At 71.9% G+C, this 18,767-nt stretch carries 19 protein-coding genes; 9 read left to right on the top strand and 10 right to left on the bottom strand.

The window, feature by feature from the left end:
• Window positions 1-74: 74 nt before the first annotated feature.
• The gene (locus AB0C35_RS29115) at window positions 75-884 is read left to right on the top strand and encodes an IclR family transcriptional regulator C-terminal domain-containing protein (RefSeq protein ID WP_358462446.1); all 810 of its coding nucleotides are present in this window, start codon (window positions 75-77) and stop codon (window positions 882-884) included.
• Here the strand turns inward: AB0C35_RS29115 and AB0C35_RS29110 are convergent.
• The 5 genes from AB0C35_RS29110 to AB0C35_RS29090 are packed head-to-tail and all read right to left on the bottom strand — an operon-like array spanning window position 862 to window position 5,068.
• Window positions 862-1,827, bottom strand: coding sequence for a zinc-binding alcohol dehydrogenase family protein (locus tag AB0C35_RS29110; RefSeq protein WP_358462443.1), 966 nt, complete (start codon window positions 1,825-1,827; stop codon window positions 862-864). The genes AB0C35_RS29115 and AB0C35_RS29110 overlap by 23 nt on opposite strands.
• A gap of 3 nt (window positions 1,828-1,830) precedes the next feature.
• Window positions 1,831-2,193, bottom strand: a complete 363-nt coding sequence (locus tag AB0C35_RS29105) for a hypothetical protein (RefSeq protein ID WP_358462440.1) — start codon at window positions 2,191-2,193, stop codon at window positions 1,831-1,833.
• The gene (locus AB0C35_RS29100; RefSeq protein WP_358462437.1) at window positions 2,190-3,053 is read right to left on the bottom strand and encodes an extradiol ring-cleavage dioxygenase; all 864 of its coding nucleotides are present in this window, start codon (window positions 3,051-3,053) and stop codon (window positions 2,190-2,192) included. Before AB0C35_RS29100 ends, AB0C35_RS29105 begins: the two co-directional genes overlap by 4 nt.
• Complete coding sequence (locus AB0C35_RS29095; protein WP_358462434.1) at window positions 3,046-3,876, bottom strand: citryl-CoA lyase; 831 nt, start codon at window positions 3,874-3,876, stop codon at window positions 3,046-3,048. Before AB0C35_RS29095 ends, AB0C35_RS29100 begins: the two co-directional genes overlap by 8 nt.
• Window positions 3,869-5,068 carry a CoA transferase gene (locus tag AB0C35_RS29090; RefSeq protein ID WP_358462431.1) on the bottom strand — a complete coding sequence of 400 codons (1,200 nt, stop codon included), beginning with the start codon at window positions 5,066-5,068 and terminating at the stop codon, window positions 3,869-3,871. Before AB0C35_RS29090 ends, AB0C35_RS29095 begins: the two co-directional genes overlap by 8 nt.
• Before the next feature lie 224 nt (window positions 5,069-5,292).
• Between AB0C35_RS29090 and AB0C35_RS29085 the strand changes: the two genes are divergently transcribed.
• The 3 genes from AB0C35_RS29085 to AB0C35_RS29075 all read left to right on the top strand — a co-directional run bounded on the left by AB0C35_RS29085 (window position 5,293) and on the right by AB0C35_RS29075 (window position 9,245).
• A complete protein-coding gene (locus AB0C35_RS29085; protein WP_358462428.1) occupies window positions 5,293-6,738 on the top strand; it encodes an amidohydrolase family protein in 1,446 nt (481 codons plus the stop codon).
• 178 nt (window positions 6,739-6,916) lie between these two features.
• The gene (locus AB0C35_RS29080; protein ID WP_358462425.1) at window positions 6,917-8,680 is read left to right on the top strand and encodes a feruloyl-CoA synthase; all 1,764 of its coding nucleotides are present in this window, start codon (window positions 6,917-6,919) and stop codon (window positions 8,678-8,680) included.
• An 82-nt stretch (window positions 8,681-8,762) separates the two neighbouring features.
• Window positions 8,763-9,245 (top strand): VOC family protein, encoded by a 483-nt coding sequence (locus AB0C35_RS29075; RefSeq protein ID WP_358462422.1) that lies wholly within the window; start codon window positions 8,763-8,765, stop codon window positions 9,243-9,245.
• 69 nt (window positions 9,246-9,314) lie between these two features.
• Here AB0C35_RS29075 and AB0C35_RS29070 read toward each other — a convergent pair whose 3' ends face one another.
• The 4 genes from AB0C35_RS29070 to AB0C35_RS29055 all read right to left on the bottom strand — a co-directional run bounded on the left by AB0C35_RS29070 (window position 9,315) and on the right by AB0C35_RS29055 (window position 12,610).
• Window positions 9,315-9,611: a DUF6295 family protein gene (locus AB0C35_RS29070; RefSeq protein WP_358462419.1), complete on the bottom strand. Its 297-nt coding sequence runs from the start codon at window positions 9,609-9,611 to the stop codon at window positions 9,315-9,317.
• Window positions 9,612-9,622: 11 nt separating this feature from the next.
• Entirely contained in the window at window positions 9,623-10,363 is a 741-nt protein-coding gene (locus tag AB0C35_RS29065) for a dienelactone hydrolase family protein (protein WP_358462416.1), read from the bottom strand.
• 80 nt (window positions 10,364-10,443) lie between these two features.
• Complete coding sequence (locus AB0C35_RS29060; RefSeq protein WP_358462413.1) at window positions 10,444-11,280, bottom strand: undecaprenyl-diphosphate phosphatase; 837 nt, start codon at window positions 11,278-11,280, stop codon at window positions 10,444-10,446.
• Window positions 11,281-11,494: 214 nt separating this feature from the next.
• Window positions 11,495-12,610: a 5-methyltetrahydropteroyltriglutamate--homocysteine S-methyltransferase gene (locus AB0C35_RS29055; protein WP_358462513.1), complete on the bottom strand. Its 1,116-nt coding sequence runs from the start codon at window positions 12,608-12,610 to the stop codon at window positions 11,495-11,497.
• 430 nt (window positions 12,611-13,040) lie between these two features.
• On the opposite strand from AB0C35_RS29055, the gene AB0C35_RS29050 reads away from it, so the two are divergent.
• The 5 genes from AB0C35_RS29050 (at window position 13,041) to AB0C35_RS29030 (ending at window position 17,505) form a co-directional block, all read left to right on the top strand.
• On the top strand, window positions 13,041-14,750 hold the full coding sequence (locus AB0C35_RS29050; RefSeq protein ID WP_358462410.1) for an ATP-binding protein: 1,710 nt from the start codon (window positions 13,041-13,043) through the stop codon (window positions 14,748-14,750).
• A gap of 86 nt (window positions 14,751-14,836) precedes the next feature.
• Entirely contained in the window at window positions 14,837-15,250 is a 414-nt protein-coding gene (locus tag AB0C35_RS29045; protein ID WP_358462407.1) for a roadblock/LC7 domain-containing protein, read from the top strand.
• The gene (locus tag AB0C35_RS29040; protein ID WP_358462404.1) at window positions 15,247-15,612 is read left to right on the top strand and encodes a DUF742 domain-containing protein; all 366 of its coding nucleotides are present in this window, start codon (window positions 15,247-15,249) and stop codon (window positions 15,610-15,612) included. Before AB0C35_RS29045 ends, AB0C35_RS29040 begins: the two co-directional genes overlap by 4 nt.
• Before the next feature lie 31 nt (window positions 15,613-15,643).
• On the top strand, window positions 15,644-16,240 hold the full coding sequence (locus tag AB0C35_RS29035) for an ATP/GTP-binding protein (protein ID WP_358462510.1): 597 nt from the start codon (window positions 15,644-15,646) through the stop codon (window positions 16,238-16,240).
• Window positions 16,237-17,505 carry a cytochrome P450 gene (locus AB0C35_RS29030; RefSeq protein ID WP_358462401.1) on the top strand — a complete coding sequence of 423 codons (1,269 nt, stop codon included), beginning with the start codon at window positions 16,237-16,239 and terminating at the stop codon, window positions 17,503-17,505. Before AB0C35_RS29035 ends, AB0C35_RS29030 begins: the two co-directional genes overlap by 4 nt.
• Here the strand turns inward: AB0C35_RS29030 and AB0C35_RS29025 are convergent.
• The gene (locus AB0C35_RS29025; protein WP_358462398.1) at window positions 17,489-18,706 is read right to left on the bottom strand and encodes a cytochrome P450; all 1,218 of its coding nucleotides are present in this window, start codon (window positions 18,704-18,706) and stop codon (window positions 17,489-17,491) included. The genes AB0C35_RS29030 and AB0C35_RS29025 overlap by 17 nt on opposite strands.
• Window positions 18,707-18,767 lie beyond the last annotated feature (61 nt).

The following is an 18,767-nucleotide window of genomic DNA, read 5'->3' as shown; positions in this document are numbered from 1 at the left end:
GGTCAGCTGTCCGTATGATGGACAGCTGACCGGCGCGTGCGGACGGCCGCGTTGTTGACGGCAGGGGATGATCGATGCCACGGGAAGGCACCGGACCGGATTTCATCGAGGCGCTCGCCCGGGGCCTCGACGTCATCACCGCCTTCGAGGCGCGGCGCCCGGTGATGTCGCTGGCGCAGGTCGCCGAGGCCACCGGCCTCGCCCGGCCGACCGCCCGCCGCATCCTGCTCACCCTCCGCGAACTCGGCTACGTGCGCGCCGACGAGGGAGGATACGCCCTCACCCCGCGCGTCCTCGACCTCGGCGTGGCCTACGTCCGGTCGATGGGCCTGTGGGACGTGGCGCGCCCGCACATGGAACGGCTCGTCGCGCGGACGAACGAGTCGTGCTCGATCGCGCAGCTCGACGGGTCCGACATCGTGTACGTCGCCCGCGTCGCCGTTCCGAAGATCGTCGCGCTGGCGGTGCAGATCGGGACGCGGTTCCCGGCCCTGCAGACCTCGCTCGGCAAGGTCCAGCTCGCCGCGCTCGAATCGGCGGAGGTCGACCGGATCCTCGCCGAGCCGACCCGCTCCGGCCTGGAGCCGCGCGTCCACCTGTCCAAGCAGGACCGCGACGCCGAGCTGCGCGAGGTGCGGGCTCGGGGGTGGGCGATGACCGACGAGCAGCTCGCGCGCGGCATCCGCTCGGTCGCGGCGCCGCTGCGGGACGGCTCCGGCAGGGTCATCGCGGGCATCAACGTCAACACCCACGCCGCCGAGACGCCCGTCGAGCGGCTCCTTGAGGAGTACCTGCCGCTGCTGCTGCACACGGCGGGGGAGATCAGCGCCGACTTCGCGCGGCTGGAGACCGTCCCGCAGGTCACCCGGCCGGCCGCGGGGTGAGGACGATCCGCCCCTCCGCCTTCCCCTCGCCCTGACGCAGCCATGCCGTCGCCGCGTCCTCCAGCGGGACGGTCTCGTGCGCGACGGCCAGCCTCCCGGCCGCGGCCTGCCCGGCGACGAACGTGATCGCCTCCGCCCGCTGCTCCGCCGTCAGTTCGTTGTTGGTGAAGCCGAGCACCCGCAGCGACTTCCCGCGCAGGGTGGCGGAGTCGATCGGGCTCGTCTCGCCGGCCGAGCCGCCGAGGTTCACGAGCCGCCCGCCGGGGCGCAGCGTGCGGGCGGCGGCCGCCGCCGGGACACCGAACAGCGGGTCGAGCACCAGGTCGGCGGGGCCTTCGGAGGCGTCGGCGAACCGGCGGGCCAGCTCGGCGACGTCGCCGGTGTCGAGCGCGACGACCGCGTCCGCGCCCGCCCGCCCGGCCCGCTCCCGCGCGGCCGGCGACCGCGCCCCCGCGATGATCCGCCGCGCTCCCGCCGTCCGGGCGAGCTGGACGGCGGCCTGGCCGACGACGCCGCCCGCGCCGAGCACGATGACCTGCTCCCCGGCGGTCAGCCCGCCGCGCCAGGTCAGCGCCATGTGCGCGGCGACCGCCGACAGCCCGAGCGCGGCCACGAGCACGGGGTCGGCGCCGTCCGGCAGCTCCACGAGCGCCGCCTCCGGGATGGCCGCGACCTCGGCCATGCTGCCGTCGCCCGGCGCCATCCCGGCCGCGGTCGGGAACCAGACCGTCCGGCCGCCGGACGTCCCGACGCCCTGGACGCCCGGCACGTACGGCGTCGCGGGCTTCCCGAAGTAGGAGATTCCGGTCGCGCACAGCAGGTCGAGCGGGGTGATGGGCGCGGCGAGGACGTCCACGAGCACCTCGCCGTCCCCCGGCACGGGCGCGTCCCGCTCCGCCACCGCAGGCGGGCGGCCCGTCTCACGAATCTCGGCGGCGCGCACGGCTCAGGTCGCGATGTCGGGGTAGGGGAGCGTGAAGTGCGAGAGCCGCTGCGCGTACTCGAGCTGGAACCCGAGCGGCTCGTCGTAGTCGCGTTCGAACATCGCGATGAACAGCGTGAGCGTCAGGAACGGGTGCGCGCCCAGCTCGAACAGCTTCGGGTAGTCGTGCCCGGCGAGCGCGGCCCGTTCGGCGTCGTCGAAGCGCAGCCAGGTGCTCGATTCGCCGCCGTGGCAGTTGATGATCCGGTTGGCCTGTTCCTCCTCCCACCACGCCACGGTCGCCTCCGGCTCGTCCCGGTAGCGTTCGACGAGGTCCGGGTCGCGGTCGACGGTGTAGAGGAACTTGTCCAGCAGGTACTTGCTCACTCGGCCGCTCCGTTCGGGTACCAGGTGAAGTAGGCCTCCATCGTGTGGAACAGGTCGTAGGTGTCGACGTAGTCGGCCTTGCGGCCCTCGCCGGCGACGCCCATCATCAGCATGAAGTCCATGAACCCGTGGGTGGCGTTGCCGGGCGCGTGCAGGCTGTCGAGCGTCACCTCCGACAGGCAGCCCTCGATGTCGCCGGAGGAGATCCACTCCACGGCCTTCGCGTCGAACGCGGGGTCGGGGCCGTGCGGGCCGAACTGGCGCGGGCCGCCCAGCTCCAGCGACAGGTGCCCGGTGCCGATGACCGCGACCCGCTGGTTCCCCGGCCACGACTCGACCAGCTCCCGGATCGTCTTCCCGAGCTGGACGAACCGCTTCGGCCGCGGCAGCGGCGGCGCGAAGATGTTGGTGTAGACGGGCACGATCGGCAGGTCGTTCTGCGGGCGCAGCGTGATGATCGGGCACGTGATCGAGTGGTCGATGCGCAGCTCGTTGGAGAACGCCAGGTCGAAGCCCGCGTCCAGGCCCTCGCGCAGTATGTACGCCGACAGGTCCTCCTGGCCCTTCATCAGCATCCTGGGGAGCCCGAACTCGCGTTCCTCGTTGTACCAGTTCGCGTCGTAGAAGGGCGCCTTGCCGATGAGGAACTGCGGCATGTTGTCCAGCCACAGCTGGTGGAAGTGGTCGGAGCCGACCATCACCAGGACGTCCGGCCGGGCCCTGGTGAGCGTCTCGCGGAACGCCTCGACCTTGCGGACCCACTCGTCCGCGAAGCCGGGACGGTCATCGCCGGTCGAGGTGCTCGCGCGGTAGTAGAAGGGATGGTGGGTCGAAGCGATCACAGCGACCAGTTCAGCCATGACGGTCTCCGGGGGAGTAGGGATCGGGGGCGACGGACCGGTTGTTGAGGTCCACCGAGAGGAAGATCTCGTTGCCGACGGGGCGGCGCAGCTCCTCGGCGAGCTGCCCGATCAGCCCGGCCGTGCGGGCGAGCAGCGCGAACCCGCGCAGCAGTTCCAGCGGCAGCCCGAGGTCGGCGAGCGCGGCGCCGCAGACGCCCGCGCCGTTCAGCGGGAGCCTCTTGCCGAGCACCTCGGGGTGAACGCGGCCGATCGCGGCGAACAGCGACAGGTGCGGCCCGAACAGCCCCTCCTCGGCGGCGATCTCCATCAGCCGGGGCGTGCGGGGGTCGCCGTCCTTGTGCACGTGGTGGCCGAGGCCGGGGACGAACCTCTTCGCCTCGCGCTCCGCCTGGAGGGTCCGCAGCGCCAGCGCGTCCCACCCCTCGTCGTCCGCCGGCAGGCCGGCCGGCGGATCTCCGCCGGCCGAGGTCAGGACGTCGTGCAGGAAGCGGCCCGTGTCCTCGGTGACGCCCAGGAACCGGGACCCGCCGCCGAGCAGCCCGGCGGCGAGGGCGCCCTGCACCGAGTCGGGCGCCGACAGGTACGTCAGCCGGGTGACGATCGCGGTCGGGGTGAAGCCGTGGTCGGCGAGTGCGGCGAGGACGGCCTCGAACACGCGCGTCTCGCCCGGCTCCGGCCGCCGCTGCGTCGCGAGCCAGAACGCCAGCTCGCCGAACCCGACCTCGCCCATCACGTCCTTCGCGAGGTCGTGCCCGAGCAGCATGATCGTCTCGCGGCTGGACGCCCCCAGCGCGGTCGGATATTCGGGGACCTCAGCCACGGCCGTCCTCCCGGGGTCCGTCCTCGTGCGGCTCGGCCAGCCACTTGCGCAGCTCGGCGCCGTGCTCGTCCAGCCCGGGCGGCGGCAGCCGGTACGTCACGGGCGTCCGGGAGAAGCGTATGGGGTGCCGGGTCGTCGGGACGGCGTGATCGCCCTCGCCGACCATCACGACCGGGTCCAGTTCGAAGCGCTCCGCCATCGCGAACCCGCCGTCGATCGTGTTGATCGGCCCGCTCGGCACGCCCGCGTCCACCAGCAGCTCGAACCATTCGACGGCGCCGCGCCGCGCCAGCCGCTCGACCAGGATCGGCCGCAGCTCCGCGCGGTTGGCCGTCCGGCCGGCGTTGGTCGCGAACCGCGGGTCGTCCGGGACGTCCGGGACGCCGAGGACCTCGCACAGCCTGCGGAACTGGCCGTCGTTCGCCGCCGTGACGATCAGGTCGTTGTCGGCGGTCGGCAGCGGCTCGTAGGGGAACACGCTCGGGTGCGCGTTGCCCATCCGGTACGGGACGGTGTCGCCGGCGACGTAGGCGGAGCTGTGGTTGACCAGGCCCGTCAGCGCCGACGACAGCAGGTTCACCTCGACGTGCTGGCCCTCGCCGGTCGCGTCGCGGTGCCGCAGCGCCGCGAGGATGCCGATCGCGGCGTGGTTGCCGGCCATCACGTCGAACACCGAGATCCCGGCGCGGTAGGGCGGGCCGTCCGGGTCGCCGGTCAGGCTCATCAGCCCGGAGATCGCCTGCACCATCAGGTCGTAGCCGGGGACGTTCCGTCCCGCCCCGGACCCGAACCCGGTGATCGAGCTGTAGATGACGCCCGGGTTGGCGGCGCGCACCGAGTCGTAGTCGAGGCCGAACCTGGCGAGGCCGCCCGGCTTGAAGTTCTCGATGAGCACGTCCGCGCGGCGGGCCAGCTCGCGGCCGGCCGCGGCGTCCTCCTCGTCCCGCAGGTCGAGGGCGATCGACCGCTTGCCCCGGTTGATGCCGAGGTAGTAGGTCGACACGTCGCCGCGCGCGGGCGGCGTCCAGGAGCGGGTGTCGTCGCCCTTCGGGCCCTCCACCTTGATCACTTCGGCGCCCAGGTCGGCCAACAGCATCGTCGCGTAGGGCCCGGCCAGGATCCGGGAGAAGTCCGCCACCAGCACCCCCGCCAGGGGGCCGCCCGGCCCTTCGCGCGCGGTGTCGTCCGTCATCGGGCTCCCTCGTTCATCGATTGCGCTCGTCCGTTGGGCGGACGTCCGTCCGCCCCCTCGATTGTGCCACGCCGATATCGAACCTGGTCAAGTGGTTGACACTTTGACTACCGATCGGAAGAGTGGCCACATGCAGGTTTGACCGTAGAGCGGACATCAGTCCGTGGCTGCTCCGGAGGGGCGGCGAGGCGGGTGAAGCGTCCCGAGGACGAGGAGTGCAAACGATGCCGAACACGACGAGCGAGTTCGAGCCGGGCCGCCCCGTGGTGCTGCGCGGCGGCACGGTCCTGCCGATGACCGACGGGCGCGAGGTCCTCGACCGCGCCGACGTCCTCATCACCGGCGACAAGATCACCGCGGTGGGTCCGGACCTCCAGGTACCGGAGGGGACCGCCGAGATCGACGCGGCCGACGGCATCGTCATGCCCGGGATGATCGACACCCACCGGCACATGTGGCAGACCGCCATGCGCGGCTACGGCGCCGACTGGACCTTGACCCAGTACTTTGTCTGGTACTACCTGGAGCACGGAAAGCGGTTCCGCCCCGACGACGTCCACGCGGGCAACGTGCTCGCCGCCCTGGAGGCGATCGACGCCGGCGTCACCACCGTCGTCGACTGGTCCCACGGCCTGCAGACCCTCGACCACGCCGACGCCGCCGTGGACGCGCTGCGCTCGGTGCCCGGACGGTTCGTCCTCGCCTACGGCAACATCCAGGCGCCGCCCGCCGAATGGACCGGGACGCCGGAGTTCCGCGACTTCGCCGGCAGGCTCATCGGCGGCGACATGCTCGGCTTCCAGATCGCGTTCGACGTGACCGGCGACCCGTCCTTCCCGGAGAAGCCCGCCTTCGAGGTCGCCCGCGACCTGGGCGTCCCCGTCACCACCCACGCAGGCGTGTGGGGCGCGACCAGCGACGAGGGCATCAAGCTCATGCACGACCACGGGTTCATGACGCCCGAGACGGTGTACGTGCACGCCGCGTCGCTGTCCGCCGACTCCTACCACCGCATCGCCGCCACCGGCGGGTCCATCTCGGTCTCCACCGAGAGCGAGCAGAGCGCCGGGCAGGGCTACCCGCCCACCTGGGTCCTGCGCGCCCACGACATCCCGGTGTCGCTGTCGATGGACACGAGCGTCTGGTGGAGCGGCGACCTGTTCTCCGCCATGCGGACCACGCTCGGCGCCGACCGCTGCCGCATGCACCTTGAGGCGCACAACAAGGGCGAGACCGTCACGCACTGCAACCTGCGCGCCGACCAGGTCGTCGAGTGGGCCACGCGCGGGGGCGCGCGGACGATCGGCCGCGACGACCTCGGAAGCCTCGAACCCGGCAAGAAGGCCGACGTCGTCCTCATCAAGAACGACCATTCGCCGGTGTCGTTCCCCGTCCTCAACCCCTACGGCCACGTCGCGTTCCAGGCGCAGCGCGGCGACGTCCACACCGTGATCGTGGACGGGCGCGTCGTCAAGCACGACCACCGCCTGGTGGACGCCGACCTCGCCGCCGCCCGCCGCGACATCGAGTCGACCGTCGAGTACCTGCGCTCGTCGATGGGCGAGCAGGAATGGGCGGCCGGCATGAACCCGGACGTCCCCGAGACGAAGGTCCTCGACAACCCCTACACCTACACCGACTACCGCAGCGCCTCGACCCACACCCGCTGACCCGGATCTCCGGGTCTGCGTCACCGGCTCCGTGCCCGCGGAGGGGAGGTCGCGGGGCCGGTGGCGCGGCGAGCAAGATTCGACAATCCATTGACGGTACTCAAGCAATCTGTATAGCTTCTTGCCGAGGTCGTCCGGGCCGGCGCGTGCCGCGCCCTACCGCGAACCGAGGTGAGTGATGGAACTGTTCGCCACGCCGAGGACGCTCGCCGAACGGCGCGGGGACGGCTCGATCGTCCTGGAGTCCGCGCTCCCGCTCGAACCGCATGCCGCGAGCATGGCGCACCTTTTCCAGGACGCGGCGGAGGCCCATCCCGGCCGTCTCCTCGTCGCCGACCGCGACGGCGGCGGCTGGCGGCGCGTCGCCTACGGCCGGGCGCGGCGCATGGCGGACGGCCTCGCGCAGGCGCTGCTCGACCGCGGCGCGTCCGGCCGTCCCGTGATGGTCCTGTCCGGCAACTCCGTCGAGCACCTCCTGCTGACCCTCGCCTGCTACACGGTCGGGTCGCCCGTCGTCCCGGTCAGCACCGCCTACTCGCTTCTCGACGCGGACCACGCGAAGCTCCGCGACATGGCCGCGCTGACCCGGCCCGCCGTGGTGTTCGCCGACGACCCCGCCGCCTACGCCTCCGCGCTGACCGCCGCCTGCGCGGCGGCCGGCGCCGGCGGGACGCCCCTCGCCGGCCGCGGCGACTTCCGGGAGTGGGCCGCGACCGAGCCCACCGCCCAGGTGGACGAGCACTTCGCCCGCGTCGGCGAGGACACCGTCGCCAAGATCCTCTTCACCTCCGGGTCGACGGGGCGCCCCAAGGGCGTGGTGAACACGCACCGCATGCTGTGCGCCAACCAGCAGATGCTCCGCCAGACCTGGCCGTTCCTCGCCGGCGAGCCGCCCGTCCTGCTCGACTGGCTGCCGTGGAGCCACACGTTCGGCGGCAACCACAACATGGGCCTCGCCATCGCCAACGGCGGCAGCCTTTACGTCGACGACGGCAAGCCCGGACCGCCGGAACTGGCCGAACGCACCGTCCGCAACCTCGCCGACGTCCGCCCGACCGTGTACTTCAACGTCCCCGCCGGGTACGCGTCGCTGCTGCCGCACCTGGAGTCCGACGCGGAGTTCGCCCGAGCGTTCTTCTCCCGGATGCGCTATGTGTTCTACGCCGCCGCCGCGCTGCCGCAGCAGGTGTGGGACGCAATCGCCAAGGTCGCCGCGTCCGCCGGCTCGTCCGCGCCGATGACGACGTCGTGGGGTGCGACCGAGACCGCGCCCGCCGCGACGTCGGCGTACTTCGCGTCCGGCCGCAGCGACTGCATCGGCGTCCCGATCCCCGGCGTGTCGATCAAACTGGCGCCGGTCGGCCCGAAGCTGGAGATCCGGGTGAAGGGACCGTCCGTCACGCCCGGCTACCTCGACGACCCCGTCCGGACACGGGAGGCGTTCGACGACGACGGCTATTACCGCACCGGCGACGCCGTCCGGCTGGTGGACGACGCCGACCCCGGCAAGGGCCTGGTGTTCGACGGCCGGATCAGCGAGGACTTCAAGCTGTCGAGCGGCACGTGGGTCAGCGTCGGCACGCTGAAGCCGGCGCTGCTGAGCGCCTGCGAGGGGCTCGTCTCCGACGCCGTGCTCACCGGTCACGACACCGACTGCATCGGCGCACTCGTCTGGTTGAATCCGGCCAGGACGCGGACCTCCACGCAAGCCGAGGTGCGCACCGCCCTCGGCGCCGCGCTGCGCCGGCTGAACGACGGCGCGACCGGCGCGTCCCGCCGCGTCGTCCGGCTGCTCGTGCTGGACGAGCAGGCGTCCCTCGCGCACGGCGAGATCACCGACAAGGGCTACGTCAACCAGCGGGCGGTGCTGGACCGCCGCGCCGACCTGGTGGAACTCCTGCACACCGACCCCGCCCCGTCCGAGGTCGTCCTCCCGGGCTGATCCCGCCCGCCGGGGATCCGCCGATGAGTTTCCGGGAAGGGGATGGTCTGCATCTGAAACGACCCACCACCGGGAGGCACCGATGGCAGCCGAGGGATTCACCACGTGCCTGTGGTTCGACGGACAGGCCGAGGAGGCGGCGAACCACTACGTCTCGATCTTCAAGAACTCCAGGCTGGGCAAGGTCCAGCGCACCACCGACGCGCATGCCGGCCCGGCCGGGGCGGTGCTGACCGTCGAATTCGAAGCCAACGGCCAGAGGTTCCTCGGCCTGAACGGCGGACCGCAGTTCACGTTCAACGAGGCCGTCTCCTTCATGGTCTTCTGCGAGGACCAGGAGGAGGTCGACCACTACTGGAACCGGCTGCTGGAGGGCGGCGGCCAGGAGTCCCAGTGCGGCTGGCTCAAGGACAAGTTCGGAGTGTCCTGGCAGGTCATCCCGACGGCCCTGCTCGAGATGGTCAACGACCCGGACCCGGAGAAGGCGACGCGCGCCACCCAGGCGATGTTCTCGATGCGCAAGATCGACATCGCCGAGATGCGCAAGGCCCACGCGGGCGGCTGACACCGCGGGCCCGGCCGGCCCGGTGACCCGGCGGGCACCGTGGCCCGCAAGCCGCGACGGCCCCCGCCGTCACGAAGCGCCGGCGCTCCGGGCGGAGCCGGACGCGGACGCGAGGCCGGGCGGCGCGGCGGCCAGGGCCTTCTGGATGGCCTCGACCAGCGCCAGCGCCGACTCCTCGGTCAGCTCGACCGCGACGCGCGCCGACGGGCCGCCGGCCGGGTTCGTGAAGTCGATGTTGACCGTGTGCTCGTGGCAGGCATGGAACGGGTGATCGACGTACACGGCGCCGCCGGTCAGCGTGAACCAGCCCGATGCGCCCTTGGCCGCACCGTCGAGTTCCACCTTCACCGTCTGGTAGGTGCACATGGGGTCTCCTCTCAGGCGCTCAGGTGGCGGCCGAAGAAATCGAAGATCTTCGCCCAGCCGTCCTTGGCGGCCTCCGGCCGGAAGGCGGGCCGCTCGACGGCGAAGAAGGCGTGCCCGGCGCCCGGATAGCTGTGGAACTCGTGCTCCTTGCCGAGCCTGGTCAGCTCGGCGTCGAGCGTCGCGACCTCGTCCGGCCCCGGGAACCTGTCGTCGCCGCCGAACAGGCCGAGCAGCGGGCACGACAGGTCCGGCGCCCTGGAGATGATCGGCTCGACGGCGAGCGGCGCGTCCGGCGGCGGGTCGTCGACGACGAACGCGCCGTAGCAGTCGACGGCGGCGTCGAGGTCCAGTGAGCAGGCGGCGAGGAACGCCTGCCGCCCACCCGAGCAGTAGCCGATCACGCCGACCTTCCCGTTGGCGTGGTCGAGCATGTTCAGGTACGCGGCGGCCCCGGCGACGTCGCCGACGAGCTGCTCGTCCGGCACACCGCCCTTGGCCCGGGCCGCGGCGGCCTGGTCATCGGGGTCGGCGGCGCCCTCCCGCGAGTACAGGTTCGGCAGGATCGCCGCGTACCCGTGCGCGGCGAACGTGCGGGCGAACTCCTTGGTGCCCGCGTCGTACCCGGGCAGGTGGTGGATCACCACCACGCCGCCGCGCGGGGCGTCGCTCAGCGGCCTCGCCAGGTACGCCTCGAGCTCGGCCTCCTCATGCCCCTTGACCGCCACGGTTCCGGCCCACATGGCGTCCTTCATGGCTGCAGCGCTCCGTTCTCCCGGTCGAAGCCCGGTGGTTCCTCAATGAAACGGCCAGTGTTCCCCATATACCGCCAGGCTCAGGCGTTCAACGTCCCCGCACCGAGGAGGGCGAAGAGGAGCAGGCCGATCACGACCCGGTAGACCACGAACGAGGTGAAGCTGTGCCCGGCCACGAACCTGAGAAGCCACGCGATGGACGCGTAGGCGACGATGAACGACACGACGGTCCCGACGATCAGCGGGAGGGCACCGGCGCCCGACGTCAGCGCGGAGGGCAGCTCGTAGATCCCGGCGCCGGTCAGCGCCGGGATGCCCATGAAGAACGACAGCCGGGTCGCGGCGACCCGGTCCAGCCCGAGCAGCAGGCCGGTGGAGATGGTCGCGCCCGAGCGGGAGAACCCGGGGAACAGCATCGCGAGGATCTGCGAGCAGCCGATGAGCATCGCGTCGGTGAGGGACGTGTCGTCCTCACCGCGCTTGTGCCTGCCGTACCGGTCCGCGAGCCACATCACGACGCTGCCGCCGATCAGCGACCCCGCGACCACCCACAGCGAGGCCAGCGGGCCGTGGATGAGGTCGTCGGCGGCGATCCCGACGACGACGACGGGGATCGTGGCGTAGATGACCCACCAGCCGAACTTGTAGTCGTGGTGGTACCGCTCGTCCTTGTCGACGATGCCGCGTCCCCAGGCCTTGACGATGCGGACGATGTCGGAGAAGAAGTACACCAGCACCGCCGCGATCGCCCCGGTCTGGATGACGGCGGTGAACCCGATGACCGCGCGGTCCTCCACCGGGACGCCCATCAGGCCCTCGGTGATCTTCAGATGGCCGGTCGAGGACACCGGGAGGAACTCGGTCAGGCCCTCCACGATGCCGAGAACGATGGCCTGCCCGACATTGATCGCGCTCAATGACCCGATTCCTCTCCTGACCTGCACCCGTCCGCCGCGAGCCTACTGGGGCCCCGCGATCACGATCGGTCACGAGGACGATAACTTCACCTGCCGTTAACCGGATGGTCAGCGTGCGGCGGGCTCGCCGGAGACGGGAAACGCCGGCCGGCGCGTCGTGCCGGCCGGCGTATCAGCCGGGGAGTGGTCTACCTGGAGTGGTCGACCAGGGTGATCAGCCCCAGACGTCCTCGGCGGTCTCGGCGATGAGGCGGAGCTTCGCCGCCTGCTGCTCGGCGGTCAGCGCGTTGCCCTCCACCGTGGAGGAGAACCCGCACTGCGGCGACAGGCAGAGCTGCTCCAGCGGGACGTGCCGCGCCGCCTCGTCGATGCGGCGCTTCAGGTCGTCCTTGGACTCCAGCTCGCCGCGCTTGGTGGTCACCAGGCCCAGCACGACCATCTTGCCCGGGGGGACGAACCGGAGCGGCTCGAAGCCGCCCGACCGCTCGTCGTCGAACTCCAGGAAGAAGCCGTCCACGTTCAGCTCGCCGAACAGGGCCTCGGCCACGAAGTCGTAGCCGCCCTCGGCCGTCCAGGACGACCGGAAGTTGCCCCGGCACATGTGCGTGGTGACGTTCATGCCCTCGGGCCGCCCGGCCAGCGCCGCGTTGATCTGCCGGATGTAGCGCAGGTGCAGGTGCTCGGCGTCGTCCCCGCGCTCGGAGATCATGGCCCGCTGTGCCGGGTCGTTGAGGTAGGCGAGGCTGGTGTCGTCGAGCTGGAGGTACCGGCAGCCCAGTTCCCCCAGCCGGCGCACCTGCTCGGCGTAGGCCGCGGCCAGGTCGTCCCAGAACTCCTCGATGTCGGGGTAGACCTTCGGGTCGATCGACGCCGGGCCGCCCCGGTAGTGGACCATGTTCGGCGACGGGATCGTCAGCTTCGGCGTCACCCCGTCCCCGGCGACGCTCTGCAGGTACGCGAAGTGGTCGGCGAAGATCGTGTGCTCCAGCCGGACCTTGTCGTGCACGCTCAGCGCCGCCGTGGTGAACTCGATGTCCCCGGCGTCGCTGTGGAACTGCACCTTGATCTTCTCGTCCGCCGGGCTGATCCCGCCGAGCTGGTAGATGAAGTCCATGTGCCACGAGGTGCGGCGGAACTCCCCGTCGGTGGCCGACCGCAGACCGGCCTCGCCCTGCAGCCGCACCACGTCGCGGATGGCGGCGTCCTCGATCTCGGCGAGCCGGGCGGCGTCGATGCGGCCCTGCGCATGGTCCTCCCGCGCCGCCAGAAGCTCGGACGGACGCAGCAGACTGCCGACGTGGTCGGCCCGAAACGGTGGCTTGGTTCGCACGGACAAGGCTTGCTCCTCTGCGGGGCGGGACTTGGACGCTGCCAATCTAGGCACTGTCGCGACGGCAATCAACAAGCTGCCCAAGATGCGCCACGACCTCCCGCGACCCCGTCGGCGCTGGCCGCCGGACACGGGGGCCGGCATCGCCGGGTGGATCGACGGTCGGGCCTAAATTGATATAAGCGACGATACGTTACGTAACGGCGATACTCCGCAATTTCGGACAATGTGCGTCAGAAATGTTCTGTTGGCACCGGAATTTCAGTAAGTAGTTCACGTTGCCGCCCTGGGTTGATGCATCATGGTCGCGTTCTGCCGGACGCCCGCCCATGCCGAGGACCGCATTCCCCGTGGTCCGATCTGGTGGCGAGGCTCCGTACTCCGCCGGATCAGCCCGGCCGTCCCCGCAGTCGCTCGAAGGACAGGATGGATGGCAGTACACGCAGGCCGATCCCGTATCGAGCGCGCCGCTTTGGAACGCGCACTCCTCGTCTGGCTCATCCTGGCGACCATCGGCGGCGGCGGCTGGCTGGCCGCCCTGTCCATCGTCGATCAGCAGCACCGTCCACTGGTCGCCGGAGGAGGCGGCGGCCTGGTCCTCGCGCTCAGTGTCGCCATCGCGGCGGCGGCGTACTCCGCCGCGCGTGCGCGGCGGCTCGACGCCCTGCTGCAGGAGGTCACGGCCCAGGACGACCGGCTGGAACGCCGCCTCGCGGAACTCGTCGACGGGCCGCTGCCGGACCTGGTCGCCCGGCTGCGCCGCGGATCCCCGCCCGAAGAGGTGCTGGCCGGCTTCCCGCCCGTGACCGACCGCGTCCTCGGCCGGCTGCTGCGCATCGTCGTGGACGGCGTCGCGGCCGGTGAGCGCGCGGCCGCCCGGGCGCGGGCGGAGTCGGACGACCTCGTGCGGGAGGCGGCCTGGCTCGCCGACACCGCGGTACCCGCCCTGGCGACCCGGATCCGGCGCGACCGGGCCTCCGCCCCGGCCGCCCTGGCCGAGTGCGCCGAGCCCGCCCACGACACGACCCGCCGTGTCCTGCACCGGGTCGCCGAGGACCTCGCCGCGGGGGTGCGGACCAACGCCGCCGCGCTGGCGGCCTGCGCGAGCGCCGCCGCGCGGATCCAGGCGCAGACGACCCGGATGCTCGGCGACCTGCGCGACCTCGAGGACCGCTACGGCGACGACAAGGTCTTCGGCGACCTGCTCGCCATCGACCACGGCGTCTCCCAGCTGGGCCGGCTGGCCGACAGCATCGCGCTGCTCAGCGGCGGCCGGTCGGGCCGGCGCTGGACCAAGCCGATCGTGATGGAGAGCATCCTGCGCGGCGCCATGGGCCGGATCGGCGCGTACCAGCGCGTCCAGTACCACTCGACCAGCTCCGCCGCGGTCGCGGGCTTCGCCGCCGAGGGCGTGATCCACGCGCTGGCGGAGCTGATGGACAACGCCGCCTGCTTCTCGCCGCAGGGCAGCGCCGTGCACGTGTACGTCGAGGAGGAGGACGCGGGGATCGTCGTCACGATCGAGGACGGCGGTCTCGGCATGCGCCAGCGCGAACGGCAGCGCGCCGAGCGGCTCGTCTCCGAGGCCGCCGACCTGAGCTCGCTGCCCGGCACCAGGCTGGGCCTCGCCGTCGTCGGCCGGCTCGCCCGCAAGCACGACCTGCGGGTCAGCTTCCGGCCGTCCTCGCGCGGCGGCATCGGCGTGATCGTGCTGATCCCCGCCAAGCTCGTGATCTACTCCCCGCAGCCCGACTCCGGGCACGCCCGGGGCGGGCGGAGCACGCGCGGCCCGGCCGGCGCCGTCCCCGCCGCTCCTCGCCCGGCGGCGCCGCGGCACGCGGCGGCGGTGCCTCCGCCGGACGACGCGGAGTCCGACGATCTCGTCCTGCCCAAACGCAGCCGCGGTGCCGCCCTCGCGAGCGCGCCCGCCGAGCGGGCCGCCGCCCGGGACCATCGCCCCCGTGACGCCGGGAACCGCTTCGCCGCGTTCCGCCAGTCCTCGGCCGGGCGTCCCCCCGTGCCCGGGGCCGGACCGGAGGACACCGAGACAGAGCGGACCGTCACCGGGGAGACCGGGAACGGCGAGACCGGAAACGGTGAGACCGGAAACGGTGAGACCGGGCCCGCCGCGGCCGAGTGAGATCGCACGGACCCGCGGGACCGACCAACAGCAGGACTCACAGATGGGAGGAGGGGCGTCCGGGCCACCGGCCGCCCCGGAAACCGATGAGCACCGATCAGCGTGATCTCGACTGGCTACTCGCGGGCCTGGTGGACCGCGCGCCGGGTGTCCGGCACGTCCTGGTGCTGTCCAGGGACGGCCTCAAGATCTGCTACACCGCCGGGCTCGACGAGGACAGGGCCGACCAGCTCGCCGCCGTCGCGTCCGGCATCCAGAGCCTCTCGCTGAGCGCCTCCGGCGAGTTCGGCGACGCCCTGGGCACGGGCCAGTCGATGGTGGAGTTCCCCGGCGGGGTGCTGCTCATCGTGCCGGCGGGCGAGGGCGCCCACCTCGCCGTGGTCACCGACGACCTCGCCGACGTCGGCCTGGTGGGGCACTCCATGAACGAGCTGGTCGAGCAGATCGGCGGCTACCTCACGGCAGCGCCCCGCGGATCCGAGTACGACGTCCGCGCATGACCCCCCGCCCTCTCAGCCGGGAGGACCCCGACCGGCTCTACACCGTGACCGGGGGCCGCAGCGAGGCCGCCGACGACACGCTCGACCTGGTGGCGCTGATCGTCGCCGAGGACGAGCCGGCGGCCGGCATGCAGTCCGAGCACGCCGCGATCCTGCGGCTGTGCCAAGGCAGCCCGGTCGCGGTCGTCGAGCTCTCCTCCCATCTGCGGTTGCCCGTGAGCGTAGTGAAGATCCTGCTGCTCGACCTGCGCGACACGGGCCGTGTCACCGTCCGCCATCCGTCCTCGGCCGCGGCCCCGGCCGCGCATCAGGCCGACCTGGAAACGCTGAAGCAGGTGCTCGTTGGACTCGAAAGCCTTTGACCCGCCCCCCGGCGCGCGGACCGGCGGCCAGATCGCCGGTACGCCGCTGCGCCGCACCGTCCGGGACGCGTTGAAGATCGTGATCGTCGGGGGATTCGGCGCGGGCAAGACCACCATGGTCGGCTCGGTCAGCGAGATCCGCCCGCTCAGCACCGAGGAGACCATGACGCGGGCCGGGATCGGGATCGACGACCCCGGCCGGGTGAAGACCAAGAACACCACCACGGTCGCATTCGACTTCGGCCGCATCTCCCTGGACGCGCACAAGGTGCTCTACCTGTTCGGGGCGCCGGGCCAGGAACGGTTCTGGTTCCTGTGGGACCAGTTGTTCTCCGGAAGCCTGGGCGCCATCGTCCTGGTGGACACGCGCCGGCTGGAGGACTGCTTCTACAGTCTCGACCGGCTCGAGGCGCACGCGATGCCGTTCGTCGTGGCGGTCAACCGGTTCGGCGACGGCGGGCGGCCCACGCTCGACCGGGTCCGGGATGCGCTGTCCCTCGACGAGGGCATCCCGCTGATCGACTGTGACGCCCGCGTCCGCGACTCGTCCAAAACGGTGCTCGTCACGCTCGTCCGGCACCTCACCCGTCTCCGTGAACCGTCCGCCGTCCAGGAGGCGACGTCGTGACCGAGCCGCCCGCCCCCGCCGAGAACGTCCGGCCGGACGGCCCCGCCGTGCGGTTGTACGGCGCCGCCATCACCCGCGACCCCGCCTCGCTCTACCGTGAACTGCGCCGCGAGCACGGCCCGGTGGTCCCGGTCCTGCTGGACGGCGACGTCCCCGCGTGGTTCGTCGTCGGCTACCGGGAGGTCAACCACATCACCAGCAACCCCATGCTGTTCGCGCGCGACTGCCGCCGCTGGAACGCCTGGGACCGCGTCCCCGACGACTGGCCGCTGATGCCCTATGTCGGGTGGACGCCGTCGGTGATGTTCGCCGAGGGAGAGGAACACCAGCGGCGGGCCGGTGCGATCGGCGACGCGCTCGACACCGTCGACCGCACCGAACTCGCCGGCATCTGCGAGGAACTCGCCGACGGGCTCATCGACGGCTTCGCCGGCGGCGGGGAGGCCGATCTCGTCGCGCAGTACTCCCACCGCGTCCCGCTCCTGGTCATCGCCCGGCTGTTCGGGTTGCCCGACGCGGATGTGCCCGTCCTGGCCCAGGACGTCGCCGAGTCCCTCGACGCCGACGAGAAGGCCGTCGAGGCGCATCAGCGCATCCAGCGGCGGATGGCGCGGCTGGTCGCCGAGCGGCGGCTCCGCCCGGGAACGGACGTCCCGTCGCGGCTGCTGGCGCACCCCGCGGGGCTCACCGCCGACGAGGTGACCATCGACCTGCTGGTGGTGATGGCCGCCGCGCAGCAGCCCACCGGCAACTGGATCGGCAACGCCCTGCGGCTGATGCTGGTCGACGACCACTTCTCCATGACGTTCCAGGGAGGCAGGAGCAGCGTCGACCAGGCGCTCACGCAGGTGCTCTGGGAGGACACGCCGACGCAGAACTTCATCGGCCGCTGGGCCGTGCACGCCTGCCGGCTGGGCGGCCGCGACATCCGCTCCGGCGACCTGCTGGTCATGGGGCTGGCCGCGGCCAACACCGACCCGCAGGTCCGGCCGGCGGACGGCGGCGACATCGGCAACCGCGCCCACCTGTCGTTCGGGCACGGCGAGCACGGCTGCCCGTTCCCCGCCCCGGAGCACGCCGAGGTCATCGCGCGGACGGCCATCGAGGTGCTGCTCGACCGGCTGCCGGACATCGCGCTGGCCGTCCCGCCGGACGAGCTGGAATGGCGGCCGTCGCTCTGGATGCGGGGTCTGCACACGCTCCCGGTCACCTTCAGCCCGGCCGCCCACCGTGCCGGCGGGGCGCCTTTCACCCCACCGGCGTGAACTCCAGCGGCAGGGACGCCGGGCCACGGGTGAACACCCCGCGCTCGACGGGGTCGGCGTGTGCGGCCAGCCGGACGTCGGGCATGGCGTCCAGCAGCATGTTCGTCCCGACCTCGACCTCCGCCTTGGCCAGCAGCGCGCCGACGCAGAAGTGCCGGCCCAGCGCGAACGCCAGATGGTCGGCCGCGGCGGAGAACGCGCTCGTGGTCGTCAGATCGTCGCGGAAGATGTCGAACCGGCCGGGATCCCGGTAGCGTTCCGGGTCCCGGTTGGCCGAGCCGATCAGGCAGGTGACCGTGCTGCCCGCGGGGATCGTCCCGCCGCCCATCTCCACGTCCTCGGCCGGCTGCCGCATGATCATGTGGACGGGCGGCGAGAAGCGCAGCGTCTCGGCGAACGCCCGCGCGATCAGGCCGCGGTCCTCCCGCACCGCCGCGAGCTGGTCCGGGTGCGCGAGAAGGTTCGCGAACAGCGCGGAGACCGCCTTGTCGGTCGTCTCCCCGCCGGCGGCGAGGAGCAGGCTGACGAACGCCTTGATGTCCTCGTCGCTCATCCGCGTCCCGTCGATCTCGGCCAGGCACAGCCGCGACAGCAGATCGTCCCCGGGCTCCTCGCGGCGGCGGGCGATGATCGGCAGCATGTGGGCGGCCAGCTCCTCCCGCGTCCGCAGCCCCGCCTCCGCCACCTCCGGATCTTGGGAGAGGTTCCCCAGGAACGCGATGATCGAGGTGTACCACCGCTGGAAACGGGCGTGGTCGGCCTGGTCGAGCCCGAGCATGTCGACGATGACGTTGATGGGGAAATGCGTGCTGAACTGCCCGACCAGCTCCACCTTTCCGGCCGCGCGGAAATCGTCGATCAACGTGCGTGCGTTCCGCTCGATCACCGGGAGGAATTTCTCCCGCAGTTCGCCGCCCCGGAACGCCGGGGCCACCAGCCCCCGCCGCACCGCGTGCTCACGCCCGCTGAGCTGCAGAATGGTGCGTCCGTGCACAGGTTCGAGCTGCCAGTCGTAGTTCGCCGTCGTGAACACGGGGTCCCGGAAGGCCCGCGCCACATCCTCGTACCGCGAGATCACATAGCTCTGCGTCCCCTCGTGCCAGTGAAGCGGAGCCTGCTCGCGCAGGACCTCGTAGCCGCTGTAGGGGTCGGAGGCGAAGTCGGCCGACAAGATTTCGGGCAGCTCCGGACTCGTGGTCATGACACTCCCTGGAACGCGATTCGGTGATTGCCGCCGAGCCTAGGAACGTGGCCGGGGGAAG

Source organism: Spirillospora sp. NPDC048819, from assembly GCF_040650055.1.
In the GTDB taxonomy this organism is placed as follows: Bacteria; Actinomycetota; Actinomycetes; order Streptosporangiales; family Streptosporangiaceae; genus Spirillospora.
This window is presented reverse-complemented; position numbering and strand designations above follow the sequence as displayed.

What these genes read in the sequence shown, in the direction of transcription:
- AB0C35_RS29115 (WP_358462446.1), top strand. Translation starts at nt 75, where the DNA reads ATGCCACGGGAAGGCACCGGACCGGATTTCATCGAGGCGCTCGCCCGG.
- AB0C35_RS29100 (WP_358462437.1), bottom strand. Translation starts at nt 3,053, where the DNA reads ATGGCTGAACTGGTCGCTGTGATCGCTTCGACCCACCATCCCTTCTAC.
- AB0C35_RS29090 (WP_358462431.1), bottom strand. Translation starts at nt 5,068, where the DNA reads ATGACGGACGACACCGCGCGCGAAGGGCCGGGCGGCCCCCTGGCGGGG.
- AB0C35_RS29085 (WP_358462428.1), top strand. Translation starts at nt 5,293, where the DNA reads ATGCCGAACACGACGAGCGAGTTCGAGCCGGGCCGCCCCGTGGTGCTG.
- AB0C35_RS29080 (WP_358462425.1), top strand. Translation starts at nt 6,917, where the DNA reads ATGGAACTGTTCGCCACGCCGAGGACGCTCGCCGAACGGCGCGGGGAC.
- AB0C35_RS29075 (WP_358462422.1), top strand. Translation starts at nt 8,763, where the DNA reads ATGGCAGCCGAGGGATTCACCACGTGCCTGTGGTTCGACGGACAGGCC.
- AB0C35_RS29070 (WP_358462419.1), bottom strand. Translation starts at nt 9,611, where the DNA reads ATGTGCACCTACCAGACGGTGAAGGTGGAACTCGACGGTGCGGCCAAG.
- AB0C35_RS29065 (WP_358462416.1), bottom strand. Translation starts at nt 10,363, where the DNA reads ATGAAGGACGCCATGTGGGCCGGAACCGTGGCGGTCAAGGGGCATGAG.
- AB0C35_RS29050 (WP_358462410.1), top strand. Translation starts at nt 13,041, where the DNA reads ATGGCAGTACACGCAGGCCGATCCCGTATCGAGCGCGCCGCTTTGGAA.
- AB0C35_RS29045 (WP_358462407.1), top strand. Translation starts at nt 14,837, where the DNA reads ATGAGCACCGATCAGCGTGATCTCGACTGGCTACTCGCGGGCCTGGTG.
- AB0C35_RS29040 (WP_358462404.1), top strand. Translation starts at nt 15,247, where the DNA reads ATGACCCCCCGCCCTCTCAGCCGGGAGGACCCCGACCGGCTCTACACC.
- AB0C35_RS29025 (WP_358462398.1), bottom strand. Translation starts at nt 18,706, where the DNA reads ATGACCACGAGTCCGGAGCTGCCCGAAATCTTGTCGGCCGACTTCGCC.